Source organism: Betaproteobacteria bacterium (assembly GCA_016720925.1).
Taxonomy (GTDB): Bacteria; Pseudomonadota; Gammaproteobacteria; order Burkholderiales; family Usitatibacteraceae; genus UKL13-2.
On record JADKJR010000006.1, the window covers coordinates 102,339 to 126,823 of the forward strand.

The 24,485-nt window shown below is 57.2% G+C and carries 24 protein-coding genes; 13 read left to right on the top strand and 11 right to left on the bottom strand.

The annotated features are described in order from the left end of the window. The first annotated feature begins 81 nt into the window (after positions 1-81). The 6 genes from IPP88_10590 to IPP88_10615 all read left to right on the top strand — a co-directional run bounded on the left by IPP88_10590 (position 82) and on the right by IPP88_10615 (position 6,861). Complete coding sequence (locus tag IPP88_10590) at positions 82-2,043, top strand: CBS domain-containing protein (GenBank protein ID MBL0123139.1); 1,962 nt, start codon at positions 82-84, stop codon at positions 2,041-2,043. Then, positions 2,040-2,759 carry a 3'-5' exonuclease gene (locus IPP88_10595; protein ID MBL0123140.1) on the top strand — a complete coding sequence of 240 codons (720 nt, stop codon included), beginning with the start codon at positions 2,040-2,042 and terminating at the stop codon, positions 2,757-2,759. Before IPP88_10590 ends, IPP88_10595 begins: the two co-directional genes overlap by 4 nt. Positions 2,760-2,843: 84 nt before the next feature. Further along, positions 2,844-3,065: a hypothetical protein gene (locus IPP88_10600; GenBank protein MBL0123141.1), complete on the top strand. Its 222-nt coding sequence runs from the start codon at positions 2,844-2,846 to the stop codon at positions 3,063-3,065. Between the two features lie 43 nt (positions 3,066-3,108). Next, positions 3,109-5,850, top strand: a complete 2,742-nt coding sequence (locus IPP88_10605) for a histidine kinase (protein MBL0123142.1) — start codon at positions 3,109-3,111, stop codon at positions 5,848-5,850. After that, positions 5,847-6,239 carry a response regulator gene (locus tag IPP88_10610; protein ID MBL0123143.1) on the top strand — a complete coding sequence of 131 codons (393 nt, stop codon included), beginning with the start codon at positions 5,847-5,849 and terminating at the stop codon, positions 6,237-6,239. The genes IPP88_10605 and IPP88_10610 overlap by 4 nt, the downstream gene beginning before the upstream one ends. Next, complete coding sequence (locus IPP88_10615; GenBank protein MBL0123144.1) at positions 6,229-6,861, top strand: response regulator transcription factor; 633 nt, start codon at positions 6,229-6,231, stop codon at positions 6,859-6,861. The genes IPP88_10610 and IPP88_10615 overlap by 11 nt, the downstream gene beginning before the upstream one ends. A 156-nt stretch (positions 6,862-7,017) precedes the next feature. On the opposite strand, the gene IPP88_10620 is transcribed toward IPP88_10615, so the two are convergent. From IPP88_10620 to IPP88_10650, 7 genes are all read right to left on the bottom strand, one after another. Continuing rightward, positions 7,018-7,491, bottom strand: coding sequence for a hypothetical protein (locus IPP88_10620; GenBank protein MBL0123145.1), 474 nt, complete (start codon positions 7,489-7,491; stop codon positions 7,018-7,020). A gap of 164 nt (positions 7,492-7,655) precedes the next feature. After that, positions 7,656-9,131: a sensor histidine kinase N-terminal domain-containing protein gene (locus IPP88_10625; protein ID MBL0123146.1), complete on the bottom strand. Its 1,476-nt coding sequence runs from the start codon at positions 9,129-9,131 to the stop codon at positions 7,656-7,658. Further along, positions 9,118-9,801: a response regulator transcription factor gene (locus IPP88_10630; GenBank protein ID MBL0123147.1), complete on the bottom strand. Its 684-nt coding sequence runs from the start codon at positions 9,799-9,801 to the stop codon at positions 9,118-9,120. The genes IPP88_10625 and IPP88_10630 overlap by 14 nt, the downstream gene beginning before the upstream one ends. Before the next feature lie 391 nt (positions 9,802-10,192). Continuing rightward, complete coding sequence (locus tag IPP88_10635; GenBank protein ID MBL0123148.1) at positions 10,193-10,471, bottom strand: hypothetical protein; 279 nt, start codon at positions 10,469-10,471, stop codon at positions 10,193-10,195. Then, entirely contained in the window at positions 10,468-11,031 is a 564-nt protein-coding gene (locus tag IPP88_10640; protein MBL0123149.1) for a tetratricopeptide repeat protein, read from the bottom strand. The genes IPP88_10635 and IPP88_10640 overlap by 4 nt, the downstream gene beginning before the upstream one ends. Before the next feature lie 180 nt (positions 11,032-11,211). Beyond that, a complete protein-coding gene (locus tag IPP88_10645; GenBank protein MBL0123150.1) occupies positions 11,212-13,275 on the bottom strand; it encodes a VC_2705 family sodium/solute symporter in 2,064 nt (687 codons plus the stop codon). Beyond that, the gene (locus tag IPP88_10650) at positions 13,272-13,538 is read right to left on the bottom strand and encodes a DUF4212 domain-containing protein (protein ID MBL0123151.1); all 267 of its coding nucleotides are present in this window, start codon (positions 13,536-13,538) and stop codon (positions 13,272-13,274) included. The genes IPP88_10645 and IPP88_10650 overlap by 4 nt, the downstream gene beginning before the upstream one ends. A gap of 388 nt (positions 13,539-13,926) precedes the next feature. On the opposite strand from IPP88_10650, the gene lptG reads away from it, so the two are divergent. Further along, positions 13,927-15,027: an LPS export ABC transporter permease LptG gene (gene lptG, locus IPP88_10655; protein MBL0123152.1), complete on the top strand. Its 1,101-nt coding sequence runs from the start codon at positions 13,927-13,929 to the stop codon at positions 15,025-15,027. On the opposite strand, the gene IPP88_10660 is transcribed toward lptG, so the two are convergent. Genes IPP88_10660 through IPP88_10675 form a run of 4 tightly spaced genes read right to left on the bottom strand, consistent with a single transcriptional unit; the run spans position 15,024 to position 16,967 of the window. Further along, complete coding sequence (locus tag IPP88_10660; GenBank protein MBL0123153.1) at positions 15,024-15,530, bottom strand: RDD family protein; 507 nt, start codon at positions 15,528-15,530, stop codon at positions 15,024-15,026. The genes lptG and IPP88_10660 overlap by 4 nt on opposite strands. A gap of 18 nt (positions 15,531-15,548) precedes the next feature. Beyond that, positions 15,549-15,983 carry a DUF3106 domain-containing protein gene (locus IPP88_10665; protein ID MBL0123154.1) on the bottom strand — a complete coding sequence of 145 codons (435 nt, stop codon included), beginning with the start codon at positions 15,981-15,983 and terminating at the stop codon, positions 15,549-15,551. Positions 15,984-15,988: 5 nt separating this feature from the next. Continuing rightward, positions 15,989-16,363, bottom strand: a complete 375-nt coding sequence (locus tag IPP88_10670; GenBank protein MBL0123155.1) for a DUF3619 family protein — start codon at positions 16,361-16,363, stop codon at positions 15,989-15,991. 10 nt (positions 16,364-16,373) lie between these two features. Then, positions 16,374-16,967, bottom strand: a complete 594-nt coding sequence (locus IPP88_10675; protein ID MBL0123156.1) for an RNA polymerase sigma factor — start codon at positions 16,965-16,967, stop codon at positions 16,374-16,376. A gap of 381 nt (positions 16,968-17,348) precedes the next feature. Here IPP88_10675 and IPP88_10680 point away from each other — a divergent pair, with 381 nt between their 5' ends. From IPP88_10680 to IPP88_10705, 6 genes are all read left to right on the top strand, one after another. After that, entirely contained in the window at positions 17,349-19,109 is a 1,761-nt protein-coding gene (locus IPP88_10680; protein ID MBL0123157.1) for an acetolactate synthase 3 catalytic subunit, read from the top strand. Between the two features lie 3 nt (positions 19,110-19,112). Further along, entirely contained in the window at positions 19,113-19,604 is a 492-nt protein-coding gene (ilvN, locus tag IPP88_10685) for an acetolactate synthase small subunit (protein ID MBL0123158.1), read from the top strand. Positions 19,605-19,630: 26 nt separating this feature from the next. Beyond that, positions 19,631-20,647, top strand: coding sequence for a ketol-acid reductoisomerase (gene ilvC, locus IPP88_10690; GenBank protein ID MBL0123159.1), 1,017 nt, complete (start codon positions 19,631-19,633; stop codon positions 20,645-20,647). A 250-nt stretch (positions 20,648-20,897) separates the two neighbouring features. Then, positions 20,898-21,785 carry a phosphatidylserine decarboxylase gene (gene psd, locus IPP88_10695; protein ID MBL0123160.1) on the top strand — a complete coding sequence of 296 codons (888 nt, stop codon included), beginning with the start codon at positions 20,898-20,900 and terminating at the stop codon, positions 21,783-21,785. A 99-nt stretch (positions 21,786-21,884) separates the two neighbouring features. Next, the gene (gene pssA, locus IPP88_10700) at positions 21,885-22,685 is read left to right on the top strand and encodes a CDP-diacylglycerol--serine O-phosphatidyltransferase (GenBank protein ID MBL0123161.1); all 801 of its coding nucleotides are present in this window, start codon (positions 21,885-21,887) and stop codon (positions 22,683-22,685) included. A 247-nt stretch (positions 22,686-22,932) separates the two neighbouring features. After that, entirely contained in the window at positions 22,933-24,465 is a 1,533-nt protein-coding gene (locus IPP88_10705) for a 2-isopropylmalate synthase (protein MBL0123162.1), read from the top strand. The last annotated feature ends 20 nt before the right edge of the window (positions 24,466-24,485 follow it).

Consider the following 24,485-nt stretch of genomic DNA (forward strand, 5'->3'; position numbering starts at 1 on the left):
GCCATTTCCAAGTCGTTGCCAGCAATCAGTGCAATTTTTTGTCGATACACCGTTTCGAAATCTATTCAGGCGAATCCGGAAATGGCCAATCAGCCCACTCAACCTGCTCCCTCGCTTGTTGCCACGACCGTAGAGGATCTGCAGCGAAATGCACCATTCGATGCGATGGATCTTTCCTCGCTTCAATACATCGCCTCGCGACTTTCGCTCAAGTACTTCGCCAAGGGCCAGACCCTGTTGTCACCGCAGGATGGCGTATCCAAGTACTTTTTCATCGTGCAAAAAGGCAGCGTCACTGGCTTGGAGAGTAATTCGCAGTCGGGACATGCCTGGGCGCTGACGCTCACGGATGGCGAGTGTTTTCCCGTTGGCGCACTGATTGCCAGGCGCCCTGGCGTACTGACCTATACGGCCATGCAGGATACGTTCTGCTATCAGCTTCCGCTCGCGGATTTTGAGCATGTCATGGATATCTCGCGGCCGTTTCGCAATTTCGCGACGCGTCGTATCGCCGCGCTTCTCGAGCAATCGCGACGCAGCGTTCAGAGCCAGTACACCGCGCGCGTCTCCGACGCCCAAGGGCTCGCGAGTACGCTCAAATCCATCATTCGCCGCGAACCGGTCACCGTCACCCCGGACACGCTCATCCGCACGGTGCTTGAGCGTATGAAAGCCCTGCGCATTGGTTCGGTCGTGGTGGCTGACGCCGCAGGGCAACCACTCGGAATATTTACCGAGCGCGATGTGCTCGATCGCATTGCGCTCGCGGGAATTGCGCAGGACGCGCCGATCGAACAGGCAATGACGCCGAAGCCTTTTTCGTTACCCAGCCATGCCGCGTTGTTCGAGGCCGCGCAGGCAATGGCGCGTTTTCGCTTTCGCCACGTACTGGTGATGGAGGAAGGCAAGCTGATTGGTGTCGTCTCGGAGCGCGATTTGTTCACCCTGCAGCGTCTTTCGCTGGGTGAGATCGCGAAGGCGATTGAGCAATCGGAAAGCGCCGAGGCCTTGTCGCACGCCTCGGGTGAAGTCAGGCGGCTTGCCGGTGCACTACTCGCGCAAGGAGTCGGCGCCGAGCAGCTCACCCAATTCGTGACGACATTGAATGATGCGGTGGCCGGTCGCGCACTCGCGCTCGCCGCGCGCGAAAACGCGCCGCCGGACATGCCTTGGTGCTGGCTGGGCCTGGGATCCGAAGGCCGCATGGAGCAAACGCTGGCGACGGACCAGGACAATGCATTGATTTTTGTTCCGCCCGTGGTCGAGGCGATACCAGAGGCACGCGCGGCGTTTCTCAAGTTCGCCGATAGCGCTAACCGGATTCTCGACCTGTGCGGGTTTCCGCTTTGCAAGGGTGACATCATGGCGCGCAACCCGAAGTGGTGTCTGACGCCAACGGAATGGCGCAAGACATTTGCCGGCTGGATGTCGACGCCCGAACCGGAGGCATTGTTGAATGCGGCGATTTTTTTCGACTTTCGCGCTTTGCACGGCGACCTTGAACTTGCCGAGACGCTGCGTCAGTGGCTTATGCAGCAAGCGCCGCCTCAAACCATGTTTTTCCTGCTGATGACCCAGAACGCACTGCAAGTCCGTCCACCGCTGGGTGTGCTGCGGGATTTCGTGGCGGACGACAGCGATATGCCCGGAACGATCGATCTCAAAAAGTATGGTGCGCGGACATTTGTGGATGCCGCGCGCATCTTTGCGCTGAAACACGGCATCTCGGCGTCCAATACGGCCGAACGCATCCGGCTCGCTGCACCGAAGATGCGGATGCGCCCCGACGAAGCTGATGCCATCGTCGACGGGTTTCACTTCCTCCAACTCCTGCGTCTACGCAACCAGGAAGGCGCTGATCCATACAACTCCCCCGCGGATGGCCCCGGAACAGGTGGCGCGTCCACTTCAATCGGGCCGGTGCCCAATCCAAATCGCATCAATCCTGACGAGTTGAATTCGCTTGACAGGCGAATATTGAAAGAGGCTCTTCGGCAGGCGCGTAAACTGCAGAGCCGCCTTGAACTGGATTTTCCGCATTGAGTATTTTCAGTTCATTGTTTGGCTCACGCGGCCGTTCGCCGAAGCTGGATGAGCGGCTGGGTGAGGATATCGCGCGCTGGAAAGCGATCGCCCCACCCGACTTGCGGGGACCGCTTTCCACCCAGAGTTGGCTGGTTGTGGATGTTGAAACCACCGGCCTCGACACGCAGCGCGACCGGTTGCTTGCCATCGGGGCCGTTCTTGTGGAAGGCACCACCATCCGTTTCGATCAGAGTTTTGAAGTGGTAATCCGGCAGGAAACCGCCAGCCATGCCGACAACATTCTGATTCATCGTATCGGTGGCAGCGAACAACTTGACGGGGTCGGCGCGGCCGACGCACTCGTCGCGTTTCTGGCATTCTCAAAGAAGCTGCCCTGTGTGGCATTCCACGCGTCGTTCGATGAAACCATGTTGAAACGGACGGTTGAAGAACAACTCGGCTTCGATTTTTCGCCGCAATTCATCGATCTGGCACTGCTCGCGCCGGCGTTGATTACCGATGCACCGCGAACGGTTCGCAGCCTCGATGAATGGGTGGAGTATTTTTCCATCACGATTTCCGCGCGGCACCGTGCCGTCGCCGATGCGGTCGGGACGGCCCAGCTGTTCCAGGTGCTCCTGAGCCGCGCGAGTGAAAAGGGATACGATTCAGCGGAGACGCTTTTCAGGCTGGCACGCGATCAGCGCTGGCTGGCGAGGGCAAATCTCAAATAGCGCGGAATGTAGCCCGGAATGTGGTTGACAAGCGCCGCGCGGCGGGAATAAATAGCGAATAATCAATTTGCTATCGGGGCACGCTTGCTCAAGTCTAGTTCCACACCCAACTCCAAACGCGGCATTCGGGGTCAGCGGCTGATCAGCATTTTCCTGCTAGGTGTGGCGCTGTTCAATTTTCCGCTGCTTGCCGTCTTCAATAAAAGCGCAACCCTGTTTGGCATCCCGGTGCTTTTTGCCTATCTCTTCCTGGCATGGGCGGCGCTGATCCTGCTGATGTATCTGGCTATCGAACGATTGCAGTAGGGCGCCGGATGCCGCGATCACCAACCACGGCAGGAACGCGGGCATGCTGAAAGGCTGGGTAATCGTCTGCGCGTCGTTCGCCTACATCGGCTTTCTGTTTGCGATCGCGTACTACGCCGACAGGCGTGCGGATCAGGGCCGGTCGCTGATTGCGACACCCTACGTTTACGCGTTGTCACTGGGTGTGTACGCAACGGCGTGGACGTTCTATGGCAGCGTCGGGCGTGCGGCCAGTGACGGCGTGGGCTTCTTGCCAATCTATATCGGCCCGACGTTGATGATGATCCTCTGGTGGTTTGTGGTTCGAAAGATGATTCGCATCAGCAAGATCAATCGACTCACTTCGCTTGCGGATTTCGTGGCATCGCGCTACGGCAAGAGTGCGCTGCTAGGTGGGCTGGTGACGGTGATTGCCGTGGTCGGTATTCTTCCCTACATTTCCCTGCAGCTAAAGGCAATTTCGACCAGTTTTCAGATACTGCTTCAGTACCCGGAAATCGTCATGCCGCAGAAAATCGGCACGGACGCCATCCTGAACGACACCGCCTTCTACATTGCGGCTTTCCTGGCACTGTTCACCGTCGCCTTTGGCACACGGCAACTCGATGTCGCAGAGAGGCATGAGGGCATGGTTGCAGCCATCGCCTTCGAGTCGGTGGTCAAGTTGATTGCGTTTATTGCTGTCGGCATATATGTCACCTTCGGCATGTTTAATGGGCCGGCTGATATCTTTAGCCGGGCAATGGCGCAGCCGCAGTTGGCCTCGCTGACCACGCCCTTTGGCGGGGCGGCGGGCAATTATGTAAGCTGGATTTGGCTGACGATATTGTCGATGTTGGCCATCCTGTTTCTGCCGCGCCAGTTTCAGATTGCCGTGGTTGAAAACGTCGATGAAAAACATCTGAACAAGGCTGTCTGGCTGTTCCCGCTTTACATGCTCGCCATCAATCTGTTCGTGCTGCCGATTGCGTTCGGTGGCTTGCTGCATTTTCAGGACGGCAGCGTGAACGCAGATACGTTTGTCCTCACGCTGCCGATGTCGCAGCGCCAGGAGTGGCTGGCGCTGCTGGTTTTCATCGGCGGGTTGTCGGCGGCAACCAGCATGGTGATTGTCGAAACCATCGCGTTGTCCACCATGGTCTGCAATGACCTCGTCATGCCGCCGCTATTGCGATTTACCCGTGCCCGTTACATGCAACACGAGGAGCTCAGCAATCTGTTGTTGGATATTCGGCGCGCGGCGATCATGAGCATTCTCATGCTCGGCTATTTCTATTACCTTCTCGCCGGCGAAGCTTATGCGCTGGTGTCGATCGGCCTGATTTCGTTTGCGGCGGTCGCGCAGTTCGCGCCGGCCGTGATCGGCGGCCTGTACTGGCGGCACGGCACGCGCGCTGGTGCGCTGGCCGGATTGAGCCTCGGTTTCCTGGTCTGGGCCTATACGCTGATGATCCCGGCATTTGCGCAATCGGGTTGGGCGTCCGTGACCTTTATCGAGCAGGGGCCCTTCGGCATCGAGTTGCTGAAACCCTTTCAGCTGTTTGGCTTGAAAGGCCTCGACCAAACTTCGCACGCGATGATCTGGAGCATGATGGCAAATATCGGCGCCTTTGTGCTGGTGTCGTTACTGAGCCGCCAGAGTGCGGCTGAACGAATCCAGGCGACCTTGTTTGTCGACGTATTGAGCCAGACCGGAGAGCGCACCGGCTTCTGGCGCGGTACCGCGTCGGCGTCCTCACTGCAGACGCTGGTGGGTCGTTTCCTGGGTCCGGCGCGGGCGGCGGATTTGTTCGATACCTACGCGCGTTCGCGCGGCGTCGCGGCGGCCGATGAACTGGACGCCGATGCCCGCCTGGTTCGCTTTGCCGAGATCCAGCTTGCCGGTGCGATTGGCGCTTCCTCCGCGCGCGCCATGGTGTCCTCGGTCGTGCAAGAGGAGCCGATGGGAGTGGATGAGGTGATGGCCATCATCGACGAGGCATCGCAGGCGATCGCCTATAGCCAGGAACTGGAAGAAAAACAGGCGGAGCTGGAAGCAGCCACGCGCGAGTTGCGCAGCGCCAACGAGCGCCTGACCGAACTCGATCGTCTCAAGGACGACTTCATTTCCACGGTGACCCATGAACTGCGTACGCCGCTTACATCGATTCGCGCGTTCTCGGAGATACTTCACGACAATCCTTCCCTGCCCGTGGAGGAGCGCTCGCGGTTTCTAGGTATTCTGGTCAAGGAGTCCGAGCGGCTTACACGCCTCATCAACCAGGTTCTTGATCTGGCGAAACTCGAATCCGGCGCGGCCGAGTGGCAGAATGTGACCCTCGACCTGCGCGACATCGTCGATGATGCCGTGAACACAACCAGCCAGTTGTTCAAAGTGAAAAACGTAAAACTCGAAATCAATCTCCCGCCCACGCCTGCTCCCGTGACCGCCGATCGCGACAGGCTGATGCAGGTCATGCTCAATTTGCTTTCGAATTCCATCAAGTTCTGCGATACCGAACATGGCGAAGTGGTGGTAACGGTTTCCCGTCATCATGAATCGGTGCAGGTGGATGTTTGCGACAACGGAATCGGCATCGCCAGGGAAGATCAGGAATTGATTTTTGAGAAGTTCCGGCAGGTGGGCGATACCCTTACCGAAAAGCCGCCCGGTACTGGCCTGGGGTTGGCGATCTGCCGGCAGATTGTCGGCCATTTTGGCGGACGCCTATGGGTTGAAAGCGAACAATCGCGTGGTGCCACATTCTCATTTTCGTTGCCAGTTTCGGTGATGGCGGCGGAATGAAGCCGGCGCGAATCCTGATTGCCGACGATGAGGCGGCTATCGCCATGTCCCTGGAGTTTCTGTTGAGCAATGTTGGCTACGAAACGCGGATATCCCGCGACGGCGAAGAAGCGTTGCGGGCTGCGTCGGCTTTTCAGCCTGACCTGATCGTCCTCGACCTGATGCTGCCACGTTTGAGCGGACTGGAAGTGTGCCGCGCCCTGCGCGCGGACCCGCAACATTGCCGGTTGAAAGTCCTGATGCTCACCGCGCGCGGTGGACCGTCCGATTTCGCCCGTGGCCAAACAGCGGGCGTGGATGCCTATCAGGTCAAGCCGTTTTCGACCAAGGATCTGCTCGCGCAGGTGGACCGGCTGCTCGCGCCGGAGGAGTTGTCGCATGCAAGCTGAAGAAACATCGCGGAACGCCACACCGACGGTATACGTGGTGGACGACGATGCGTCAATCCGCGAGCTGCTGGATTGGCTGATGAAGAGTAACGGCATCGCCGTGGCTACATTCGCCAATGCACAGCATTTTCTCAAGTCATATCATGCCGGATCACCCGGTTGCCTGATCGTCGATCTTTACATGCCCGGCATGAGCGGTCTTGAACTGCAGCATTATCTGATCGAGCATGGCATCCGCATCCCGGTGATTTTCCTGAGCGCGCGTGCGGATATTGCCAAGGCGGTCGCCGCCGTCAAACATGGCGCGATCGACTTCATTGAGAAGCCGTTCGACTACAAGAAAATTGTTGCCCTGGCACAGGATTGCTTGTTCCGCGATGAACTGCTGCGCGGGGCGCAAGGAAATCTCGACGCGAAACAGGCGCGACTTGCGTTGCTCACTCACCGCGAACGCGAGGTCATGCATCGGGTCGTCACGGGGAAGATCAACCGGGTGATTGCCGAAGAGCTCTCGATCGGCGTCAAAACCGTTGAGGCGCACCGGGCTAAAATCATGGAAAAACTTGAGGTCAAGTCGCTCGCGGAACTGGTGCAGGTGGCGATGCAATTGCCGCCGAAGTAACGACTTTCAACATGTGCCGTGAACGATTTGCCGGTGTTTGCAGCGGCTGCCCGATGCGCCTCGACCGAAAGGCCGATATGGGACAATTGTTGAATCATCGCGTTGCCCGGCAACTGCCCGCGCCCGCTTGTTGGATACCGCTGGTCGAAATTTCCGCTAGAGGCCGGTCTTAGCCCAGAATTCTGCGGCTTTGCGTTGCCCGGATACTTGCGAAATGATGTCCCGCGCACGCTGCGCATGTTGCGCAAATTCGGCGTGTGACTTGCAGTGCTCAATCGCGATTGCCAAGGATTCCCCGCCAGGACCAAGTACGCCTTCAATTATCAGCACGGCCTGATGCTTCGCGGTTTTCAGGTCAAAACCCGCCGCGGGTACGCTGGTCATTGCCGGCGATGGTTCCGGCAAACGACTTGGTACCCGTTCTTGCACAGGTGCAATGAAGCCGTCCCGCAACAGTTCGTCAAGCAAAATTAGCCCATCACCGGGGATTTTTCCAAGTAATGCGTCGACCGGGCTCCTGCCGTCCACCACAATGAGCGCCGTGCGATGTTTGAAATTGAGATGGTGGACCCGCATTTCAATTTCTTCGTGACCTTTGACGGTCTTCACAAACACCATGTCCGTATCCATTCTGGTCCTCCATAGATACTTGTGCGCTTGGCTGATTGTCCTCGCGTCTCGATTCGCGGTCAATGGTGTCGCGGCACGCTCATTAGCGCATCCTGTAAACCTGATTTCGGTGTGTGGCGGGCCAATGAGAACATGCAGCAGTGCGGGCAACGCGAATTGGAAGATCACGACAGGACGGGTTTGGCTGGCGCCTGCATGACGATACGCGGGAAGGCCACCCGGAAGAGACTGCCGACGCCGCCGTGCGGCGTCACAACAGTCACGTTGGCGCCATGGCGCAACGCAATTTCGCGGACGATGGCCAAGCCAATGCCGGAACCCGGCTCCTGCCCGCGAATGACGCGATAGAAGCGTTCAAATACCAGTTCGCGTTCCTGCGGAGGAATCCCAATGCCGTCGTCTTCAACCTCGAGCTGTGGTGTTTCGCCATGAATCACGCGCACGGTGATGTGGCCACTTGCGGGTGTGTAGCGAATGGCGTTGTCCACCAGATTGATTACCAGTTCACGCAGCAGATCCGCGCTGCCTTGCACCGTTACCGGCGAATCGGGCATGTCGAATCCCAGATCGATGTGTTTGCAGCTGGCATGCGGGTATGCGGCTGAGACCACTTCGCGGGCGATCAGCCGAAAATCCACAGCAGTGAGGGGCAGGGCGTCCGTCGCGGTGCCTTCCATGCGCGCCAACATCAGCAGCTGGTTGATCAAATGTGCCGTCCGCTCCGTGCCCTCGGCGATTCGTTTGAGCGCGTCGAGTTTTTCATCCATGGTGACGCTACGCAACGCCAATTCAGTTTGCATCTTTATTCCGGCGAGCGGCGTGCGTAGCTGGTGCGCGGCGTTGGCAATAAATCGCCTTTGCGCTTCGCCCTCGTGTTCAATGCGGGCGAGCAGGTCGTTAAATGAATTGATGAGCGGCGCGATTTCTTCGGGTGCATCCGGTGCATGCAAGGGACGTACATCGTCCACGTCTCGCGCCATCACCTGGTCGCGCAGGCGCTTGAGCGGCGCCGCACCACGGCGCAGCCCCACCCACATCAGCAGTACCATCAAGGGTACTACCAGCATTTGCGGGATGACAATTCCTTTCATGATGTCGCGCGCAAGCGCATTGCGTTTTTCGGTGCTTTCGGCGACTTGAACCACAATCGATTCCGCGGCGGGGCCTCGTACCATCTCAAGTGCTGCGATACGAACGCTCGTTTCCCGGAAATCGACAGTGCGAAATACGACGTGGCTGCGGTCGGGAAACGGCTCAGTTGAAGTTGTGGGCAATTCCGGCTCGCCCAGCAGGAACTCGCCGTTTTTTCGGTTGATGCGATAAAAATACGCATCAGACTCATCGTCGGCAAGCAAAGCACGCAAGTCCGCGCGCAATCTGATCTCACCTTTTTCATTCGTCCACTCCGTCTGCTCGGCCAGCGCGCGGGTTTTGTACGCCAGGCTTCGATCAAAGGCGTCATTGGCCAGCGAAATGCCGACAATGTAAGTCAGCGCCGCGGAAAGTGGCCACAAGAGCAATAACGGCGCGAGCATCCAGTCGAGCATTTCGTTGAATAACGAGCCTCGCGCCGCCGTTTCCTCGGAAGCACCGGTTGATGTGCGACGTGCTGCGAGCACCGATTTGTTATGACCCGTCACGAGCAGCAGGCTTTTCCAGGCAGTATCCCAGCCCCCTCAGAGTGGTGAGTTTGAGGTTGGCGGGTTCAAGCTTTTTGCGCAAACGGTGCACATAGACTTCAACCGCGTTGGCGGAGACTTCTTCTCCCCACTGGCATAGTAGGTCAATGATCTGCTCTTTGTTGACGACGCGGCCGGCGCGTCCGAGAAAAATTTCCAGCAAGGCAATTTCTCTTGCCGATAGCTCAAGGGGTTTATTGCGCACCGATGCGGTCCGGCTTTTGGGGTCAAAACTCAAGTCGCCATGGGTAATCAGACTGGCCACGCTGCCGCGTGCGCGACGCGTGAGGGCGCGCACGCGCGCTTCCAGTTCGGTCAATTCAAAGGGCTTCACGAGGTAGTCGTCAGCGCCCAGATCAAGGCCGCGAACCCGGTTCTCGACGGCATCCAGCGCGGTGAGGATCAGAACCGGTACATCGACATTACGTTCACGCGCGCGCTTCAGTACCTGGAACCCGTCCATGCCCGGCAGGCCGATATCCAGTATCACCAGGTCGAATTGCTGCGTCATCAGCGCTGTGTCGGCGGCGCGACCGTCGCCAACGCTATCGGTCACATAGCCAGCGTCGCGCAAGGCGCGAATCAGGCCATCGGCGAGCAAAGGGTCATCTTCCGCAACAAGGATTCGCATGCGGAAAGCATAAATCAAAAAGCAGTGATGCACCGGTCACGTTATAGCGTGCCTTCAAAGGACAACATGGGCCACGCTGCATTGGCGCAAAAGACAATGGCTGGAAAGGGGATTTCCTGTCGCGGTGCAGTCCGGCTGAGACATGCCTGCGTGCGTGCGAAAGCACAAACACTAGCACTGGTGCGGCTTACCGGGCATTTGTGGTCCAAACGCCGCGCCAAATGGCGATCCGCGCTTTGGGGAACACCTATTTACTCTGTCGCACCGGTGGACAACCACAAGGGTTGCGCTGGGCCGCTACCCAAGTTTTTCCAAGTTACTGAGGCATTGAGAAAATTGGGACCGGGACTAAATCCGGGTCAACAGATTTTGAGGTTAATAGAAGTTCCCTTTACGTCAGCACGAGGTTTATTTTCGCGACCGTCAGGCTCACCCAAAGTACCATCACCAGGAAAAAAGCCAGAAACCCGATGTGCTGATCGAGGATAAAACGCGGCGCGATCAGTCGCGTGACCTTGGTCACGGGCGAGGTGAGCATCCTGAAGGTGGTGTAGGCAAAATTGCTTTCGCGCTTGGCGCCGGCGAACAGATACAGAATGCCTTGTCCCACAAACGCGCACAAAGCCACTTCCGCCAGCGCTTTGAAGATGATGACTGCCTGCAGCATCATTGAACTCCGTTCGATGTTTCGTGAATCAACTGCTTCGTCATTTTTGGGTCGAATCGATTCAGGTGCTCGATGATTTCACCCACCTTGTCTTTGTTGCCCAAGGTGAAATAGGCCATGCCCAAGTTGTACCACGCATGCGGATTCATCGGTTGCAGCTCGGCCGCGTGCTCGAGCGCCTGTGCGGCCGCGTCGTGCTGGCCAAGTGCCGCATGTGCAAGGCCCATTCCATACCAGGCGCGGTCGCTCTTCGGATTGATCCTTACCGCCGACTGAAATGCGTCGATGGCCTTGGCATATTGTTTTTGTTTTTCATAGTTGAATCCCAGATTGAAGTACGTCACCGCGTCGTCCGGGTTGATTCGCAGCGCTTCCTGGAAACTCTGCTCTGCCAGGTACATCTGGCCTTGCGAGGCATAAAGATGGCCCAGGCAACTGGCGGCCAACCCGAAACCGGGATTGACGGTCAGCGCGGCCTTGAATGCGCTGACCGCCTTGGCATCCTGTCTCAAAAGCAGGAAGAGCCGTGCGCGGTAGAAATACATCCATTGCTCGAATTTCATTGTCTGACCTTGAGAATATGTTCGCGAATATTACCGGGAAAGGGTACGACGCGCGTGATCCCGCCTACCGGAGCCATCATTTCATCCCGCGGAACGTGAGCGAGCTTCTTCGTGAATGCCCCACAAGAACAAAGCCCGCTTGCGCGGGCCTTGTCCTGTCCTCAACTGCCAAGCGATTGATCAGGTCGCCAGCGTGTTGATATCGCCTTCCAGGTTCGGGTAGCGCACGTGCTCCACCAGTTCCTGTACTTCCCGCGACGGTGCCGGTGTCAGCAAGCTCACCACGAAGATGGTGATGATGCCAACCGGTACGCCGAATACACCTGCCGAAATCGGCGCCATGCCGAACCATTCGTTCGCAGCCACGCCACCGAAGAACGGATAGGTGATGAACATGTAATACATCGCCGTCCCCAGTCCCGCCGCCATACCCAGAATTGCACCCCACTTGTTGGCACGTTTCCAGAATACGCCCATCACCAGCGCCGGGAAGAATCCCGATGCCGCCAGCGAGAATGCCGCGCCCACCAGGAACAGAATATTGCCCGGTTTCAGTGACGTCACATAGGCAGCAATCAGCGCGACCACGACCAGCAATGCTTTCGATATTGTCACGCGACGCGTCGTGCTGGCGTGCGGGTCGAGCATCTTGTAGTAGAGGTCATGCGAAAGTGCATTGGCAATCGTCAGCAGCAAGCCATCCGCCGTCGACAGCGCCGCCGCGAGACCGCCAGCCGCCACCAGCCCCGAAACCACATACGGCAAACCAGCAATTTCCGGCGTGGCCAGCACGATAATGTCGCCGCCAATCACGATTTCCGCGAGTTGCACGATGCCGTCGCCATTGATGTCGGTAATCGATAACAGTGTTGGATCGACCGCCGCCCAGTTCGCGGCCCACGCGGGTAGTGCCGCAAAGTTTGACCCGACCAGGAAATGGTAGACGTCATACTTGGCCAGTACCGCCAGCGCCGGCGCCGTGAAATACAGCAGGAAAATGAAGAACAGCGACCAGAACACCGACTGGCGCGCCTGCCGGACGCTGGGCGTCGTGTAGTAACGCATCAGGATGTGCGGCAACGCGGCGGTACCGATCATCATGCAGAACACGATACCGAGGAAGTTCCGGCGCGCCTTGTCAGACGCTGCTTCGTCCTTACCCGGGAACGGCTGGGCGTGTGGACGAGGCGGTGCCGCGCGCGCGGCCAAGCCCTTGTCTTTGTCCCATTTCGCTTTGGCGGCAGCTTCGTCCTTCGGATATGCGGCAACTGCTTTTTCAGCCGCGGCAATCTGGTCCGCTGGTGCGTTTGCTGTTTTCGCGTCGGCAAGCTTTTGTTCAACGTCAGCTTTGCCTTTGGCAAACGTAGCAGCGGGATCCTTAAGACCGGCATTGGCGGCATCGGCGCGCGCTTTCAAAATTCCGCGCACTTCGAGCTCTTTCGGGTCAGCCGTCAATACCTTTTCCCGCGCGGTGACCTTTTCCAGCGCCTGGCCATAGGCAATTTGGGGAATCGGGTTGCCGGTGTGCTTCAGAGACAACCAGACGACCGGTGTCATGTAGGCAATGATCAGGATGATGTACTGCGCCACCTGGGTCCACGTCACTGCGCGCATACCGCCGAGGAAGGAGCACACCAGGATACCGCCGAGGCCGACGAATACGCCGACGCCGAATTCAAGCCCGGTAAACCGGCTGGTGATCAGACCCACGCCGTAGATTTGCGCGACCACATAGGTAAATGAACACAGGATTGCCGCGAAAATGCCGATGCTGCGCACAATGTTGCCGCCGTAACGTTCACCGAGGAAATCGGGAATCGTGAACTGGCCGAACTTCCGAAGGTAGGGCGCCAGCAAGAATGCAACCAGACAGTAACCACCGGTCCATCCCGTCACGAACGCGAGACCATCGAAGCCACTCAGGTACAGCGTGCCGGCCATGCCGATGAACGACGCCGCGCTCATCCAGTCCGCACCGGTTGCCATGCCGTTGAAGAACGCGGGAACGCGTCGACCGGCGACATAGTATTCCGCCGCGTCCACGGTACGGCTCATGATGCCGATCGAGGCATATAGCCCGATGGTGGCGAACAGAAACCAGTAACCGATCCACTTGCGCGACATGCCCATTTGTTCCGCGATGGCAAGCGCAAACAGGAAGGCCAGGAAGCCAACCGTGTAGAAGGTGTAGTACTTCTTCAGTTGCTGGAAAAAACTCTTGTGACTGAATTCCGCCTGGCTCATTCGTCTTCTCCTTCATGCACGCCGTACTCGATATCGAGCTTGTTCATGTAGTGCTGGTAATACCAGATCAGCACGACATAAATAATCAGCGATCCCTGGGCAGCGTTGTAAAAGCCGAGCGGGAAGCCGAGGATCGTGATGCTATTCAGCTCTCTCGAGTACCAGCCGCCCACAAAGGTCACGACGAACCAAATAGACAGCAGTATTGCGGTGATGACGAGATTCTTGTGCCAATATTCCTCTTGCCTAGGTGTTAGTTGCATATTCCCCTCCTGTTTTGACAGCCATTGGATGGACGGACTTCGACCCGTCTGGCGCATCATAGACTGCGAGGCGCGCGGCTTGATAGTAGGGAAAACCCGAACGCCAGCCGGGTACATTTCGCGCCTGAAAATGGTGAATTTCGTATTGCGGCGCAACAATAATTTCGTGGGTATTTCGATTGGGGAATTGACGGGTGGCGGGCTGTTTGCTCTGGCAATAGCACGCCTGCGGGTGCGTTCCTGGTGGCTGCCGTTCATTGTGCGGCGCGCGAAATTGGACGAAAAGGCGCGAATGGCGCGCAACATCCCGGGTTGCGAATCGGTAGAATGAAGTCTATCCGCCGCGTTATTTGCGGCGTTCACTTCATTCCTGGATTCCTACCCCCAAGTGTCGATCCTGTTCCGCTATCTGGCGCGCGAGATTTTCTTGGCCACCTTGCTATTGCTTGTGGCACTGCTTGCCCTGTTTGCGCTCTTTGACCTGATTCGTGAATTGGGTGAGTTGGGAAAGGGCAGCTATAGCCTCTCGCGGGTTCTGACTTACGTGACGCTCTCCCAGCCTTCGCACATTGCGGTGATTTTCCCCATCGCCGCGCTGATGGGGACGCTTTTTGCGATTGCGCGCCTTTCCGCGCAATCTGAACTGACGGTGATGCGATCGTCCGGGTTGTCCATCGCGAGGCTGGCCGGGTTCGCGGCATTGATCGGCCTGGTTTTTTCGCTGCTGACACTTCTGTTTGCCGAGTTCATCGCGCCGGCTTCCGACGAATTGGCGAAACGCATGCGACTGTCGGCCACCAGCACGGTGGTAGCAACCCAGTTTCGCTCGGGTTTCTGGGTGAAGGACGATCTCGCGTTTGTCAATATTCAAAACGTCACGGCGGATACACAGTTGCTCGATATCCGCATTTATGAATTTGACCGTGCCTACCGACTTTCCACACTGAGTGTCGCCAAACGTGCGGTTTACGATTTCGCGCAAAACCGGTGGGTGATGGAAGGGGTGGAAAAAACCACGTTCAAGCCACAAAGCGTGCGCATTGAGCGTCTCGCGACCGACTTCTGGAAGACGGCGATGACGCCGGACCTGTTGGCGGTGCTGAGGGTTAAGCCGGATGACATGTCGTTGCTGAGCCTGTCCGCGTATATCGATCACTTGCGTGAAAACAAGCAGAACAGTACGCGCTATGAACTTGCTTTCTGGGGCAAGGTTTTTCAGCCGGCGACGGTTATCATCATGATGTTGCTGGCGATCCCCTTTGCCATTCAATCGCAGCGGGCAAGTGGCCTGGGAAGCAAACTGCTGGTCGGCATCATGCTCGGATTGGGTTTCTACTTCCTGAATCAGCTTGCGTCGAATCTGACGGAACTGAACAACTGGCCCGCATTGTTGAGCGCGGCAATCCCGCTGATGGTCTTTTTTGCATTGGCCGTGGCGCTGCTGTTGCGCAAGGAATATGCGACCAGGCTGCCGAAGGTGTTGCGTTAGTCAGCCACGACCGAAACCAGGCGTGTGCCGGCCATCCGGTCATGCAGGAACTGGCGGTCGGGATCAAATCGGGCCCACAAAATGGTCGCGAACATTGGCAAACACGTCCACATCGCGATGACCGGGCTGATGCGTTTCGGGAAAAACAACAGCAGTAGTCCGGCAACAGACGGGCCGTAGAACAAAAGCGCACATCCGAAGCGTGCAAGGGCGCGAGTTAGCGTCAACGGTTGCCCGCTCCTGCCGGTGACCCGGAATCGCCAGGTTTTCATGGCAAGGGTTTGGCCGCCGCGTTGCCAGAACCAGGTGAAATAGAACGCCGTGACACTCAGGAGATAGACCTGTGAGAGAAAATGCGGGACGCCTTGAAGTGTCCAGCCTTTGAATCCGGCCAGCGGAAATGCCGCGACAAACAGAACGGCGAGGATCAGCAGGGACTCGTAGGGGAGCGCCGCCAGACGGCGCCAAATGCCGGGCACCTCGGTTGGCTCAGGCCCGGCAATTTCCAGGGAATTCACGGATTACTTGGGTTGTTCGCTGGCCGATGAAGGAGCAGGTTCAGGAACCGGCGCGGCTTTTTTCTCATTCCACTTTTCCCGCAGTTCATGCTGCTTTGCGGGGGGCAGTTTGGAGAGATTCTGATACTTCTCGCGCGCGGCGTTGCGCTGTTCGGGTGTCAGCACCGCCCATTCCTTGATGCGCGCCTGGAAGCGCTCCTGCTGTATTGGCGCCAACTTGGGATATTGCTTGGCCGTCGTCACCAATCGCCGTTGCTGCGTCCCTGACAGCTGGGTCCAGTCCTTCGCGAGGGGCGTCAGGATTTTTTGTTCGGGCGCCGCAATCTTGTTCCACGGCACTTGGGGGGCCGGCTTGGTGCTTTTACTTTCAGCTGCTTGCGCGTACGGACCCGCCGCCGTCAGCGTGGCGGCCAAGAAAAATGCGACGAGTGCGCGCATCACTGCTAGGAAGATTCTTTCACCCACGAAGCAAAATCCTTGTCCAGAAAAGCGTCAATGGGCAATTCGCCCGTCAATAGTTTTGCATCCAGTTCACCGACATCGTCATAGACATCGTCGCCACTATTCAACGAATAGGTAACAAGCGCCGCTGAAACCGCCAGGATCGGCAGCCAGAATAGCGGCTTGCGAATCCAGTTCGACACATTGAGCGTCTGGCCGGAAACCGTGACCAGGCCCAGAATGCTGACGGGCTCGCGGTAAGCATCCATCGCTTTCCGGCGACCGGCGCGCAACTTGGCGAGTTTATCCTCTTCGATACGAGACAGGCCCCAATTCAGGGTGCGCGTGATTTTTTGTCCAAATTCTTCTTCATTCATGATCTTATCCTCAGCTTTCGGACGTGCGGAGAATGGATTCGAGGCTAATTCCCTGATTTTTCAGCATCGCGGAAAGTGCATGAACCGCGCGCGAACAATGTGTCTTGACACTTCCTTGGGAACACCCCATTGCTTTTGCAGTCTCGGCAACGTCCAGTTCCTCCCAGTAACGCAACATGAAAGCTTCGCGTTGACGTCCCGGAAGTTTCTCGACGGATTGTTCGATGATCGTCAGCAATTGTGCCTGCTCCAGCTGGGCAGCGGGTGAAACCGGGATATTGGAGGTGTCGTCCGCCTGCAAAGTTTCGAGAATATCGTAATCTTCGTCATCATCCTTCCCGCCGAAGGAGGAAAACAGTGTTGTCCACGTCGAGCGCACCTTCTGGCGCCGAAACCAGTCACGAATGGTGTTTTGCAGGATTCTCTGGAATAGCATGGGCATTTCGCCCAATGGCCTGTCTGCGTATTTTTCCGCGAGTTTCATCATCGCATCCTGCACGATATCCAGCGCCGATTCGTCCTGACGCACTGCGTACACCGCCTGCTTGAAGGCACGTTTTTCGACGGATGCCAAAAAGTCCGACAGTTCTTGTCTGGTGGCCAGGATTTCCTCTTGGAACAGTGGTTGGTAATTTGCTTGTTACGGCATGCTGGCGACATTGGTTGCCGATTTCCTGTCGCAAAGTCTGCCAATTTTGACATGAAACAACATTTTCATGCGGATCCGGCAAGCGGGAAACTTGACCATTTCACGGGCAATCGGTAAGGTACTCTTTTTTGCACTGCACAATCCGCCGGGCGACCCCTGGTTTTCCCTCCTGAGGGTGGTTTGACGTGGTGGGCAGGACACAAAAGCACGTCGCATGATGGCCGCACAACGGCAACGCGACGCAGCTAGAATTCACAGGTGATTTGGCATACCCGCGACGAGAAATTTTCGTCCCGTTGCCGCTTCCCCTCGGTAACCCTACTCATTGCGCTCAATATGAAACTTTCAGACGCTCCACATAGCTCATCCGCGACCGTCACGCCCGAAGTCCTGAGTGGCGCGGAAATTCTTTGCCGTGCACTCAAAGCCGAAGGTGTCGATTATGTATTCGGCTACCCGGGCGGCGCGGTGCTGGTGATTTACGACGAGATCTATCAACAGAAATCGTTCGCGCACATTCTGGTGCGTCACGAACAGGCCGCCGTGCATGCTGCCGACGCGTATTCCCGATCCACCGGCAGGCCCGGGGTCGCGCTGGTGACATCCGGTCCTGGCGTTACCAATGCCGTAACGGGGATTGCAACGGCGTATATGGATTCGATCCCGATGGTGATTATTACGGGACAAGTACCCACTCACGCGATCGGTCAGGATGCGTTTCAGGAATGCGATACCGTCGGCATTACGCGCCCATGCGTGAAACATAATTTTCTGGTGCGTGATGTCGCGGATCTCGCCGAGACGCTGAAGAAAGCGTTCTATATCGCCACCACCGGGCGCCCCGGCCCCGTCGTCGTCGATATTCCGAAAGATGTATCGATGGCGAAAACGCCGTTTGTCTATCCCGCGACAGTCGAAATGCGGTCGTACAAGCCTGTGAATAAAGGTCACACCGGGCAGATCAAGAAAGCCATGCAGATGCTGCTTGATGCCAGGCAGCCGATGATCTATGTCGGCGGCGGCGCCATTCTGGGCGATGCGTCGCCACAAGTGACGGAACTGGTGAGGCTGTTGGGCTTTCCGTGCACGAATACGCTTATGGGCTTGGGTGCCTATCCCGCGTCGGACCGCCAGTTCGTCGGCATGCTGGGCATGCATGGCACGGTGGAAGCCAATATGGCGATGCAGAATTGCGATGTCCTGATCGCCATTGGCGCGCGATTTGACGATCGCGTTATAGGCAATCCTGCTCATTTCGCGGCCGGCAATCCGACCCGCAAAATCATTCACATCGATATTGATCCGTCTTCGATATCCAAGCGCGTAAAGGTCGATGTGCCCATCGTCGGCAACATCAAGGATGTCGTCATAGATCTGATGGCCTTCATCAAGGCGGCTGAGCAAAAACCGGATGCCAAGGCAATTGCGTCATGGTGGAAACAGATTGACGCGTGGCGCGCCAAGGATTGTTTGAAATACAAAACCGGCGGCGACATCATCAAGCCACAATATGTGGTGCAAAAATTGTGGGAAGTCACCAAAGGCGATGCATTCGTGACATCCGACGTTGGTCAGCACCAGATGTGGGCGGCACAGTATTACCGGTTCGATAAACCGCGGCGCTGGATCAATTCAGGCGGTCTGGGCACGATGGGTGTCGGCCTGCCGTATGCCATGGGTGTCAAGTTCGCGCATCCCGATGCGGACGTCGCCTGCATCACCGGCGAGGGTTCAATACAGATGAATATCCAGGAACTCTCCACCTGCAAGCAATATCATCTGCCGATCAAGATCATTTTGCTGAACAACCGGTATCTGGGCATGGTTCGGCAATGGCAGCAATTCTTCCACGGCGACCGGCATTCCGAGTCATACATGGACGCGCTGCCCGATTTCGTGAAACTGGCCGAATCGTACGGTCACGTCGGCATGAAGATCGAGAAATCGGGCGACGTTGAGGGAGCGTTGAAGGATGCATTCGCGATGAAGGACCGGCTGGTGTTCATGAATTTCATCACGGACCAGAAGGAAAACGTGTTTCCCATGGTGCCAGGCGGCAAGGGCATCAGCGAAATGATTCTGGCGGAGGATTTGTAAGCGATGCGACATATCCTTTCCATATTGCTTGAAAACGAATCCGGAGCGCTCTCACGTGTCGCCGGACTGTTCTCGGCGCGCGGCTACAACATCGAATCCCTGACGGTGGCGCCGACCGAAGACGCCACGCTGTCGCGCATGACAATTGTCACGTCGGGGTCCGACGAGGTGATTGAGCAAATTACCAAGCAGGTCAACAAGCTCGTCGATGTGGTCAAGATTGTCGATCTTAACGAAGGCAAGCACGTCGAGCGCGAGTTGATGCTGGTGAAAGCGCGCGCCGTCGGCAAGGATCGCGATGAATTGAAGCGCACGGCGGATATCTTCCGTGCGCGTGTGATCGACCTGACGGAAAAAACTTACGTGATCGAATTGACAGGCACCGGCGGAAAACTCGATGCATTTCTGGAAGCGATAGACCGGTCACTCATTCTTGAAACCGTTCGCACCGGCGCCTGCGGGTTGGGCCGCGGCGAATGGATTGTGAAGGCTTAGCAGCAAATTACTCTCGGAGAAGAAAAATGAAAGTGTATTACGACAAAGACTGTGACCTCTCACTTATCAAAGGCAAGAAGGTCACCATCGTGGGCTACGGCTCACAGGGGCACGCGCACGCACAGAACCTCAACGATTCCGGTGTAAAGGTCACCGTTGGCCTGCGCAAGGGTGGTGCCTCGTGGGACAAGGCAAAGAAAGCCGGACTGAAAGTTGCCGAAGTATCGGATGCGGTAAAAAGCGCGGACGTGGTGATGATGTTGCTGCCCGATGAAAACATCGGCGACGTGTACAAGAATGAAGTGCACGCCAATATCAAGAAAGGCGCGGCACTCGCTTTCGCGCACGGCTTCAATATTCACTATGGGGTTGTTACACCGCGCGCGGACCTGGATGTCATCATGATCGCACCCAAGGGGCCGGGTCATCTGGTGCGCTCAACTTACGTTGCTGGTGGCGGTGTACCGTCGCTGATTGCCGTGCACAAGGACAATTCCGGCAAAGCCAAGCATTTGGCGCTTTCGTACGCCAAGGGCATCGGCGGCTCGCGCGGCGGCGTGATCGAAACCAATTTCCGCGAAGAAACCGAGACCGATTTGTTTGGCGAACAGGCCGTCCTGTGTGGCGGTATCGTGGAATTGATCAAGGCCGGCTTCGATACGCTGGTCGAAGCGGGCTACGCGCCGGAGATGGCGTACTTTGAATGTCTGCACGAGACGAAGCTGATTGTCGATCTGATTTACGAAGGCGGCATCGCCAACATGAATTACTCGATCTCGAACAACGCCGAGTATGGTGAATACGTCACCGGCCCCAAGATCATCACCGACGAAACACGTCAGGCAATGCGTCAGGCACTGAAGGACATCCAGACCGGCGAATACGCGAAAAGTTTTATCCTTGAAAACAAGGCGGGCGCACCGACGCTGACGGCAAAGCGTCGTTTGCTCGCGGAACACCCGATTGAGGAAGTCGGGGAGAAACTGCGATCGATGATGCCGTGGATCAAAAAGAACAAGCTGGTTGATCAGTCCAAGAACTGATTGCACGCATGGAAAAAAGGCCGGGCGACTGGCCTTTTTTTATGTGTGAGGATAAGGCCGCGCGACATCTTCACGGGGGTTAACACTGGCGATATGATTTATCAAACTCAAGCACTGTAGCGGATTTCCAGCCATAATTGCCCGTGAAGCCGCTACAGTGCTTGAGTTTGATAAAGCTGCGGAGTGCGCGCCGCGATTACATCTCACGCATCGGATAGAATGGCGCTCGTCGTGTCCCCCGGCAACCAACTTGTCTGATCGCCTCGCCGTTTTACTTCAATACCTCTTGCCGAAGCAGGCGCTCACCGCGTTCGCCGGGAAGATTGCGGGCGCTAAAGGCGGTCGCCTCACCACGTGGCTGATCCGTTGGTTCGTGGGCCGCTATGGCGTCAATATGGATGAAGCGGCCAATCCTGACATTGGCAGCTACCCGAGTTTTAACGAGTTTTTCACGCGTCCCCTGCGCAATGGTGCCCGTCCGCTCGCCGACGTGGACTATGTTTGCCCCGTTGATGGGGCCATCAGCCAATTTGGCGCGATCGAGCGCGATCAGATATTCCAGGCAAAGGGCCATCACTATTCGACAACGGCACTGGTCGGCGGTGACTCTGTCCTTGCCGCGCAATTCCAGGATGGAAGTTTCGCGACCCTGTATCTCAGCCCGAAGGACTATCACCGTATTCACATGCCTTGCGATGGGCGTCTGACGCGAATGATATATGTGCCCGGCGCATTGTTTTCCGTTAACCCGGTGACGGCGCGTGGTGTCCCCGGCCTTTTTGCGCGCAATGAACGCATCGTCTGCGTTTTTTCCGGCGCAAAGGGACCATTCGTGTTGACCCTGGTGGGCGCGACAATTGTCGGCAGCATGGCGACAGTTTGGCACGGCGTGGTGAATCCACCGCGCCTCGGTGCAGTCCGCGAATGGACCTATGACACTCAGCAGGTCCTGCTCAAGCAAGGCGACGAAATGGGCCGCTTCTTGCTGGGGTCGACGGTGGTAATGTTGTTCCCGAAAGACACGCTCCTGTTCAACGATCAATGGGCGCCGGCGCGCGGCATTTGCATGGGCGAATGCATGGGCAGGTATGTGATTGCCGGGCCAAAACCAGGCGCGGGCAGCGTTCCGTTACAATAGGCGCATGCAACTATTTCTTCATCGAGATGACGGTTCACGATCGGGAGCCAAAGGTCGCACACCAGGTTACCCAATGCGTGAGTCGCAAGTGATTGGCCGATGATCAATTCGCCCAATCCCAAGATCAAGAAAGGCTTGCTCGATCCCGAGCGCCGCAAGAAGGGCATCTACATCCTGCCAAACCTGTTTACCTGCGCGTCACTGTTTGCCGGCTTCTACGCAATCGTCCAGGGCATGAACGATAAATTCGAGGTTGCGTGCATCGCGATTTTTTGTGCGATGGTGCTGGATGGCCTCGACGGTCGCGTCGCGCGCATGACGCGCACACAAAGTGAGTTTGGCGCGGAGTTTGACAGCCTCTCGGACATGGTCTCTTTTGGCGCCGCGCCCGCGCTGGTGATGTATGAATGGGCATTCAAGCCGATGGGCAAGTGGGGCTGGGCGGCGGCATTTATCTACTGTGCCTGCGCGGCAATGAGGCTCGCGCGCTTCAATACCAACATCGGTGTCATCGACAAGAAATATTTCCAGGGCTTGCCCAGCCCGGCGGCGGCGGCGCTGGTCGCGGGATTGATCTGGGTGCTAAACGACTATCAAATACACGGTGGCGACGTGCGCTGGCTGGCGTGGGGACTTACCGTGTTTGCCGGAATAACAATGGTGACCAATATTCGCTATTACAGCGGCAAGGATTTCAACATGCGGCGCAGCGTGCCGTTTTGGGTCGTGCCGGCGATTTTCGTTGTGTATCTGGTCGTCACCATTGAGCCCTCGCATGTGCTGTGGGGATTGTTTGTGGTGTACGCCTTGTCCGGCTATGTGATGGCGCTGATGGCACTGATGCGTGGCGGCGACAAGAAACCGCCAGCGAACCCGCCCAGCACCCCGGCGGCGCAATGAAAAATGCCCAAGGCAATGATTGGATAGTCCCAGGGGTATTGCTCTGCAGCAAGGCTCGCGCTATATTGTGACCATGAACGCTCGTTCAAATTCTTGCATTACCCTGCCGGCCAGCCTGACTCTTGCGCTTGGCCTGCTGCTGCGCGTCGCGCGCACATAACTTCCCCTCCCTCTCGTTGTATTCAGCGCCCGTGAAATCGGGCGATAAAGTATTTTCACGTTCGGAAATCAGGTAACGGAGATTGCAATGGATAAATTGATCATTTTTGACACCACCATGCGCGACGGCGAGCAGAGTCCCGGCGCATCAATGACCAAGGAAGAAAAAGTTCGCATTGGCAAACAACTGGAAAAGATGCGCGTCGATGTTATCGAAGCCGGTTTTGCCGCGGCCAGCGAAGGTGATTTCGAGGCTATCCACGCGGTGGCAACCGCGGTGAAGGACTCGACAGTGTGTTCACTTGCCCGCGCGCAGGCGGGCGATATCCAGAAGGCTGGCGATGCCATCAAACCCGCCGCGCAGGGGCGCATTCATACCTTCATCGCGACTTCACCGATTCACATGCAGCACAAGTTGCGCATGTCACCGGATCAAGTGCTGGCGGCCGCGGTCGATGCGGTGAAATTCGCACGCACCCTTTGCGACGATGTCGAGTTCTCCGCCGAGGACGCGGTACGCAGCGAAACGGATTTTCTTTGCCGGGTGTTCGAAGCCGTGATCAATGCGGGCGCGCGCACTATCAACGTGCCCGACACCGTCGGCTATAGCGTTCCCGAGTTATGGGCGGAACGCTTTCGGTCATTGATCGAACGCGTTCCGAATGCGGACAAGGTAATCTGGTCCACGCACTGCCACAACGATCTCGGCATGGCGGTCGCCAATTCGCTTGCCGCGGTGCACGCGGGCGCTCGGCAGGTTGAGTGCACGATCAATGGCCTCGGTGAGCGCGCGGGCAATGCATCACTGGAGGAAATCGTGATGGCGGTGCGGACGCGCAAGGATTATTTCAATGTGGAAACGCGCATCGACGCCACCCAGATCGTGCCGGCCTCCAGGCTGGTGGCGACAGTGACCGGCTATCCGGTGCAGCCGAACAAGGCGGTGGTCGGCGCGAATGCATTTGCCCACGAGTCGGGTATTCATCAGGACGGCGTGCTGAAGCATCGCGAGACCTACGAGATCATGCGTGCGCAGGACGTGGGCTGGAACGCGAACAAGATCTCGCTCGGCAAACTATCCGGCCGCTCGGCATTCAGGCAGCGATTGAAAGAACTTGGCATCGAACTGGAATCAGAAGTCGCGCTAAACGTCGCCTTTCAGAAATTCAAGGAGCTTGCCGACAAGAAGCACGAAATCTTTGACGAAGACCTGCACGCACTCGTATCCGACGAATCCATCACACCCGAGATCGAGCAATACCACCTGGTATCTCTCACCGCGCACATCGAGACCGGCGAAGAGCCTTATGCGCGCCTCGTGATTGCAGACGGCGGCAAGGAAATGTCGTGTGAGGCGAAGGGCGCGGGTCCGGTTGACGCGGCGTTCAAAGCGCTGGAAAGCGTCGCCCACAGCAACTCGGAGTTACTGCTGTATTCGGTGAACAACGTGACCGAAGGCACCGATTCGCAGGGTGAAGTGACGGTGCGGCTGTCGAAAGCCGGGCGCATCATCAACGGCGTGGGAACGGATACCGACATCGTCATCGCGAGCGCCAAGGCGTATCTGAATGCGTTGAACAAGCTCGCCCACAAGGAGCGCATGAATCCGCAAATGGGGTAACCTACCGATCTTTCCGCTTC

What these genes read in the sequence shown, in the direction of transcription:
- IPP88_10590 (MBL0123139.1), top strand. Translation starts at nt 82, where the DNA reads ATGGCCAATCAGCCCACTCAACCTGCTCCCTCGCTTGTTGCCACGACC.
- IPP88_10605 (MBL0123142.1), top strand. Translation starts at nt 3,109, where the DNA reads ATGCTGAAAGGCTGGGTAATCGTCTGCGCGTCGTTCGCCTACATCGGC.
- IPP88_10610 (MBL0123143.1), top strand. Translation starts at nt 5,847, where the DNA reads ATGAAGCCGGCGCGAATCCTGATTGCCGACGATGAGGCGGCTATCGCC.
- IPP88_10615 (MBL0123144.1), top strand. Translation starts at nt 6,229, where the DNA reads ATGCAAGCTGAAGAAACATCGCGGAACGCCACACCGACGGTATACGTG.
- IPP88_10620 (MBL0123145.1), bottom strand. Translation starts at nt 7,491, where the DNA reads ATGGATACGGACATGGTGTTTGTGAAGACCGTCAAAGGTCACGAAGAA.
- IPP88_10630 (MBL0123147.1), bottom strand. Translation starts at nt 9,801, where the DNA reads ATGCGAATCCTTGTTGCGGAAGATGACCCTTTGCTCGCCGATGGCCTG.
- IPP88_10635 (MBL0123148.1), bottom strand. Translation starts at nt 10,471, where the DNA reads ATGATGCTGCAGGCAGTCATCATCTTCAAAGCGCTGGCGGAAGTGGCT.
- IPP88_10640 (MBL0123149.1), bottom strand. Translation starts at nt 11,031, where the DNA reads ATGAAATTCGAGCAATGGATGTATTTCTACCGCGCACGGCTCTTCCTG.
- IPP88_10645 (MBL0123150.1), bottom strand. Translation starts at nt 13,275, where the DNA reads ATGAGCCAGGCGGAATTCAGTCACAAGAGTTTTTTCCAGCAACTGAAG.
- IPP88_10650 (MBL0123151.1), bottom strand. Translation starts at nt 13,538, where the DNA reads ATGCAACTAACACCTAGGCAAGAGGAATATTGGCACAAGAATCTCGTC.
- IPP88_10665 (MBL0123154.1), bottom strand. Translation starts at nt 15,983, where the DNA reads ATGCGCGCACTCGTCGCATTTTTCTTGGCCGCCACGCTGACGGCGGCG.
- IPP88_10670 (MBL0123155.1), bottom strand. Translation starts at nt 16,363, where the DNA reads ATGAATGAAGAAGAATTTGGACAAAAAATCACGCGCACCCTGAATTGG.
- IPP88_10680 (MBL0123157.1), top strand. Translation starts at nt 17,349, where the DNA reads ATGAAACTTTCAGACGCTCCACATAGCTCATCCGCGACCGTCACGCCC.
- ilvN (MBL0123158.1), top strand. Translation starts at nt 19,113, where the DNA reads ATGCGACATATCCTTTCCATATTGCTTGAAAACGAATCCGGAGCGCTC.
- ilvC (MBL0123159.1), top strand. Translation starts at nt 19,631, where the DNA reads ATGAAAGTGTATTACGACAAAGACTGTGACCTCTCACTTATCAAAGGC.
- pssA (MBL0123161.1), top strand. Translation starts at nt 21,885, where the DNA reads ATGATCAATTCGCCCAATCCCAAGATCAAGAAAGGCTTGCTCGATCCC.
- IPP88_10705 (MBL0123162.1), top strand. Translation starts at nt 22,933, where the DNA reads ATGGATAAATTGATCATTTTTGACACCACCATGCGCGACGGCGAGCAG.